Below are 5,703 nucleotides of genomic sequence, written 5' to 3'. Positions count from 1 at the left end.
GCGTTCGTTGTTTGGCAGTGTTGCGGAGAGAACGGGGTTTTCTACACTGATTTTTTGTGTTGTGTAGGCAGCAACAACTTTTGCAATCCCTTCTAGCTCGCTGTAGGTTAGTTCTTTTAAGATGTGGGTTTGCCAACCATTGGGACCCTCAACAATCACTTCGCCTGGGCGATTGACAACAATCTCAAATAAATTTTCATCATTAAGGAAGTCATCTAAGATCTTTAATTTTGTTAAAACGATGGAAGCTCGTTCTGCATTTTTTGCTGATGGCATAATGTGGCTTTATTGACTTAATGAAAAAAGGAATAGTTTGGAGTAGAGTGATACCTTTTGCTTGTTACGACTAGTTTATAGACAGATGAAAAATCGAGATCTCTTGCTACAAAGATGTTGACGAGTTCGCCTTGAAATTTTTCTAGGGTAGGAGGGATGTTGATTTGATTTTCAAGAGCAACGGTGGCTGTATCTTTTCCGATATTGCTTGCTTCAGAGCTGTTGAAACCACCACCTGAGTTAGAATTGCCTTTCTTTTTATTGGTTAGGTTTGTTGTAACGCTATCAACAACGGTGAGTAATAATGCTGAACTGAAGCGTTCCCACCAATGGGTGTTGACGTTGCCGTCAAAACCAGCTCTCCCTAAACTGTCAGTTGCGGGAGATGCAAGATTGATGATGACACCGGTTGGTGTTTTTGCTCTTGTCCAGAGCACAAAGAGGCGAGATTGACCTTTTTTAAGCCCTCCTCGGTATTCTCCAACGACTTGGGTTCCTTTATCAAGCAAAACAACGCGCCCATTGTCAGAGAGGATATCACGGTTGATGATGCAGCTTGCAAAGCCTGGTTGGTCACTGTTTAATGCCGTTTCTAAGATACAGGGGATAGAGGTTCCCATGGCGATGATAAAGTTTCTATTTCCCATGATCCCAGCTCTTGTACCTTCTATTTTTGTAGGCTTTAGAAGTGAGGAAAAACTTTGTGAATCATTGTTAGGAGTTTCACTTATATTATTACTATAGTTATTTCTCGGTATTTGAGTTGAAGAAGGGTGGGGATTGCTCGTAAAAGCCAATACTGGAGAACGTTGTGCTGCATCAAGTAAAGGATCATGTTCAACTATTTTTTCTGGTGTTGGTGATGGTGTTGGTAGTGTAATTGGAGCAATTTTTGCTTGTGATTCAGCGGAAACTAATTCTAAGGGAGTAACTGAGTTATTAAATTCTTGTTTTTTATGGATATTTGCCGTGTCTTTTGATGTTGGTGGTGTTGAAAATATATTCCAAAGCACATATGCGCAAAATCCTACAAAAGCTATAATAATGATTATTTTTTTTGTATCCGATTTTGATGTATTATTTTTGCCATCTCCAATAGATCCTCGATCGTCGATGATTGATTTATCACTCATGTGTTGTCCCCTTCAATTCCCGCTTATTTAAAGATCTGATGCAATTTTACGTTCAACAGATGGTGAGGTTGTTCCGGTATTTGGATTTGTGCCTTTTNTAAATGTTGTGGTTTTGCCATTGTCATAAACGGAGGAGGGTTCGAGAGTGATAGAGCCTTGAGCGGTGTAAGCCCAATTGCGAGGTCCGTATATTTCATAAGCGTTGAAGACATTATCAATCCGTTGGGATTGTTGTTTTTCTTGTCGCATAAGGGCTGCGAGTCTTCTTTGTTCTGCTTCTTCTTGTGGGTAGCGAAATTTCACAAGGAAATATGTTTCTTGTCCAGATGAAATTTCCCCATCTTTGATCGTAAGTTCAAATTGATAGGAGCGCTTTGAGCCATCAAGCTTTGTGGTGACGACTTGGAGATTGGTAATGGGTTGGACTTCTCTTGCTTTAAGGAAAAGAATATTGCCAGCGGGGGCGACTTCCCATGCAACACTGTTGCCAATTGCCACATGGGCAATTTCTTCATTGGGAGAAAATTCTATTTGTACCGATGAGCGTATGGAGCCAATAATTTTTGTAACATTATAAGCATCATAATTGATAAAGCGAATGCGGCTATCGCTTGGCGCGCGGGTGGGAAAAATACTGGCATGGCTAGGCGTTAAAGAAAGGGTGATAGCGATGTTAAGAATGAGAAAAAGAATTTTTTTTGTCATGATCAGTTGACCACTTCCGGATCGGTTCTATATTCATTAACAATAAACCCTAGGGGATTTATCAAACGGTTTTGGACAGATATAGGGGCATTGGTATATTCAAAGGTGAGGGTTGCAACCCAGTGGGTGATGAATTCTTTGTTGTTGTCGTTGTTACGTACAGTTCTGTAGTAACGCACTTGGGCGACATTTTCATTGATAAAGGAAATTGATTTTATTGTTATTGTAACGGTGGCGTTTTTATAAAGAAGTTGGGGACTTTGGGGATTTTTTGCTCCGTACCATCCAGCAAATCTTTCTCGTTCTTCAGGAGAGGAGAGGAGAGAGACGGTTTCGAAGTTATTTTGCGTTTCTTCTACGGCGAAACCTTCACGGGAGCGGACGTATTTTGCGGCAAAATAGCGTGTGATTGCTTCGTCGACATTGGTGGGACCTTCTTTTAAGGCTTCCACAACTTCGGTGATGCCGGTTGAATTGTCAACGCGGATGACAAAGGGTTCTACGGTTTTAAGGGGCGTGAGGGTGATGACCGCGAGAGAAGACATTATTGCAACAGCAACGGCTATGCCGGCGATTGCAAGCGAGATGCGGGTGGTGCGGCGTGAGGCGAGCATGCGATCTTGATCGAACGAGCGTGCTTCAGCAATATATTGTTCTACGGCGTTTTCTTTCATGCTTTTTGCCCGCAATTTTTGTAAGACTTCATTTCTTCGTCCGTTAATTTTTGTGCCAAAAGCGTTTCAAGTTTGCTCTCTTTCACGGATGATTGTGTATTGCCACTTATGATAATAGGTCTTGGAGTGGGCTTCTTCCCTTCCCAATTCCACATTGATCTGTTGAGTGGACGTTTAGAATATCCATCACACTTTGGGAGTGATTTCAGCGTGTTTGGTGAAGACATACAGCCACTAAGAAAAAGAAATGGCAAAATAATCCCAATTTTTTTTAAACCCCGCATTTGTGGTATTAACCTCCTCTAAATTTTGACGCCAAACCTCTTAGACCGCTAACACCAGAACGAGCGGCTGCAAGAGCACCACGTCCAGCTGCTCTACTAGAATGGTGAGCTAAATGTGTTGATCCTGTAAGAGCTGCTCCTCCAGAAGCTAAAGCAGAGGCAATTCCGGGTAAATGGATGAAAAGATAAATCCCACCAATGCCAATAACCAAAAATTGAAGTAAAGAAAACATGATATCTGTAAGGTCACCTTTAAGGATTTCCATTGCAAGACTTACATACACGTTACCAAGCAACACGACTAATACTTGCAAAATGATGAAGTTTGCCAATTGACCTAACCACGCTTCTGTAAAACGTCTTGTTGCTGAAAATAGACCAAAACCTATAAATATTGGTCCCACTGATATGACAAGAAATGATCCAAATTTAGCAAATATTGTGACGATAAAACCAATGGTGCAAAAAACCCCAGAAATAATTAAGCAAATAAGACCAGCAATCCAGTTAACAATATACGTACCAACTTCAGTCCATCCGTTGTATTTATTTGCTGCGTCAAAGGCGTGCGCATAAGCATTTTGTATCATATTGTCCCAGACATTCTTATCAGAAATTGCACCTTGTGTAGCATTTGAAATGGCATTAGGCAGATCAGTGAAAAATATATTTGTAACCCATGTGTTATAGTTAGCGGCTCTTGTGGTGAGTGTAACGATGATGCCAAGTTTGAAAGTTGTTGCTATAAAATCCCATAAGGGCATAGAAGAACGCCCATACATAATGTTGTAACCTATAAATGCTATATAGATTATACAAGCTGATTGAAGAGGAACAGATAAAGCGCCTGAAAGATTGCTAATAGTTTTATCCATTATATCTGTAAGAGCCTTCATTAAACGCTGATCTATCATGGTAAATAATTCTTTTGTTACCATTGGATATCCATTTTATAATTTTTTTTAATACTTTTATTCCTGATTGTTATAATAATTTTTATGGATCGAAATTGTTTTCGCTTTTTGCTTTAGCTCTCCTTTTTTCATATTCAGCGTTTCTCTTAGCTTCTTCTTCTTGTTGTTTTTTCTCAAATTCTTCTCTACGTTTACGATTTTCTTCGTCAATTTTTGCCCGACGTTCTTCATGAATTTGATGATCGGCTAATCGTGCATTTTGACAGTTTTTCGAATTTCCTGTAAATCCACATCTCACCGCCCATTCTTTAAGTAAATTTTCATCTTTCTTAAAATCTTCTACACTGTAGGTTTTTTCACATCCAGCGGTGATCAGCCCTGTGCTAAGTAGTAGTGCTGCGATAATAACTTTGTTCATGATTAAGTCCCTCTTTAACTTTTAATGACCGCGAAGTTGATTTGCATAATCTTGGTATCTTTTACTAGCTTCTTCTCTAATCCGTATTGCTTCAGCTTCAGATTGAGCTTGTTGAATCATAGAAGTAGCTTGAGTTTGTAAAGCCTCTGCTTGTAATATTGCTTGTATAGCTGCTAATTGTGTTTGAGCGTCTTGAACTTCAGCAGCGGTTTTAGCATTTTTGAGTTTTTCAATAATCTTACTAATGGCTTCTTTCTTTTTATCGGCATCTTCGTAAACAGCTTGCCCTGTTGCTGCTTGTCCTACATTGCGATTGTGCAATTTTTCCACTTCTTGCTTGTAAAAGGCATCAACTGCTTCTTTTGATCCTCCACCACCCGATGGTTCTTTGTATAAAAGTTTTTCTTTCCATTTTTCAGTGTTTCCGCTACCACCCCCGGTGCCATCTATTGATTGTTCTAAATGATTAAAATCAGAGGGGAGAGCAGCATTATTTCCTTGCTTGTTGAGCAATTCTTGAAGAGCAGACAAATCTGTTTTTCCATTCAAGGAGTTATATAATTGTTTCGCTTGATCGAGTTGGCTCTTTAATTGGTCAAGCTGTTGTCTGCCTTGTTGAATTTGTTCTTGCAATTTGTTAAGTTGTTGTGTGCCTTGCTGGACTTGTTTCATTATTTGTCCAACAGCCGCGGGATCATATACCATGATAGCAAAGGCATTTGTTTGAAAGCCAAATGAAGCTGCATAGACGGCTGTTGCCAATAAAAGTTTTTTCATTGTTTTGACCTTTCTTGGAAAATAGGAAGCCATTTTTCTGGAGATTGTCCAACTTCATCCATAATGGTCTCTAAAAGTTCAATGTTCTTGGTGGTGCCACTTAAAATGGCTATTTCATCATCAAAGCCCCGTAAGTTCAGTTCTGCGACAACTGAACTTTGTCCTTGTTTGATGAGAAAACGCCGTGACTCACGGCTTAATTCTGCTTGTATCAGGTTAAATTCTCTGTCCGATAATTTAAAACCTTCTACATAATCCCCATGGTTCCCCTTCTGGTTGGGAAAATAAATCTGTGTTGGGCATTGCTCTATAATGGTGTGCGCAATGGTTGAATTAATCGCATCTTTGGGAGATTGTGTTGCAAACAACATCAAACCATTTTGTTTACGAATAGTCTTCAGCCTGTCTTGCGCAAAGGCTTTAAAGGAATCATCCTCTAGCGCTTTCCAAAACTCATCAATGACAATGATAATACGACGCCCATCAATCAGAGACAAAATCCTATGAAAAAGATACATCATC

7 protein-coding genes and 2 pseudogenes are annotated in these 5,703 nt (G+C 39.7%); all 9 read right to left on the bottom strand.

Going from position 1 to position 5,703, the window contains the following annotated elements; translation table 11 throughout:
• Nucleotides 1-276: pseudogene (locus ACFILT_RS06120) on the bottom strand (P-type DNA transfer ATPase VirB11); the annotation flags it as partial.
• A 17-nt stretch (nucleotides 277-293) separates the two neighbouring features.
• On the bottom strand, nucleotides 294-1,409 hold the full coding sequence (gene virB10 / locus ACFILT_RS06115; RefSeq protein WP_375679749.1) for a type IV secretion system protein VirB10: 1,116 nt from the start codon (nucleotides 1,407-1,409) through the stop codon (nucleotides 294-296).
• 27 nt (nucleotides 1,410-1,436) lie between these two features.
• On the bottom strand, nucleotides 1,437-2,114 hold the full coding sequence (locus ACFILT_RS06110; RefSeq protein ID WP_375679748.1) for a TrbG/VirB9 family P-type conjugative transfer protein: 678 nt from the start codon (nucleotides 2,112-2,114) through the stop codon (nucleotides 1,437-1,439).
• A 2-nt stretch (nucleotides 2,115-2,116) separates the two neighbouring features.
• Nucleotides 2,117-2,788: a virB8 family protein gene (locus ACFILT_RS06105; RefSeq protein ID WP_375678758.1), complete on the bottom strand. Its 672-nt coding sequence runs from the start codon at nucleotides 2,786-2,788 to the stop codon at nucleotides 2,117-2,119.
• Complete coding sequence (locus ACFILT_RS06100; RefSeq protein ID WP_375678759.1) at nucleotides 2,785-3,072, bottom strand: type IV secretion protein VblB7; 288 nt, start codon at nucleotides 3,070-3,072, stop codon at nucleotides 2,785-2,787. The genes ACFILT_RS06105 and ACFILT_RS06100 overlap by 4 nt, the downstream gene beginning before the upstream one ends.
• Before the next feature lie 8 nt (nucleotides 3,073-3,080).
• Complete coding sequence (locus tag ACFILT_RS06095; protein WP_375678760.1) at nucleotides 3,081-4,010, bottom strand: type IV secretion system protein; 930 nt, start codon at nucleotides 4,008-4,010, stop codon at nucleotides 3,081-3,083.
• A gap of 58 nt (nucleotides 4,011-4,068) precedes the next feature.
• The gene (locus tag ACFILT_RS06090) at nucleotides 4,069-4,404 is read right to left on the bottom strand and encodes an EexN family lipoprotein (RefSeq protein WP_375678761.1); all 336 of its coding nucleotides are present in this window, start codon (nucleotides 4,402-4,404) and stop codon (nucleotides 4,069-4,071) included.
• 21 nt (nucleotides 4,405-4,425) lie between these two features.
• Nucleotides 4,426-5,181, bottom strand: a complete 756-nt coding sequence (locus ACFILT_RS06085) for a type IV secretion system protein (protein WP_375678762.1) — start codon at nucleotides 5,179-5,181, stop codon at nucleotides 4,426-4,428.
• Nucleotides 5,178-5,703 (bottom strand): annotated as a pseudogene (locus ACFILT_RS06080) (transporter); the annotation flags it as partial. The gene ACFILT_RS06085 and the pseudogene ACFILT_RS06080, both read right to left, overlap by 4 nt.

The sequence above is a fragment of the Bartonella sp. AP7XZML genome (assembly GCF_042195745.1).
In the GTDB taxonomy this organism is placed as follows: domain Bacteria; phylum Pseudomonadota; class Alphaproteobacteria; order Rhizobiales; family Rhizobiaceae; genus Bartonella.
The sequence above is the reverse complement of the archived record's forward strand: the minus strand, read 5'-3'. Positions and strand labels throughout refer to the sequence as shown.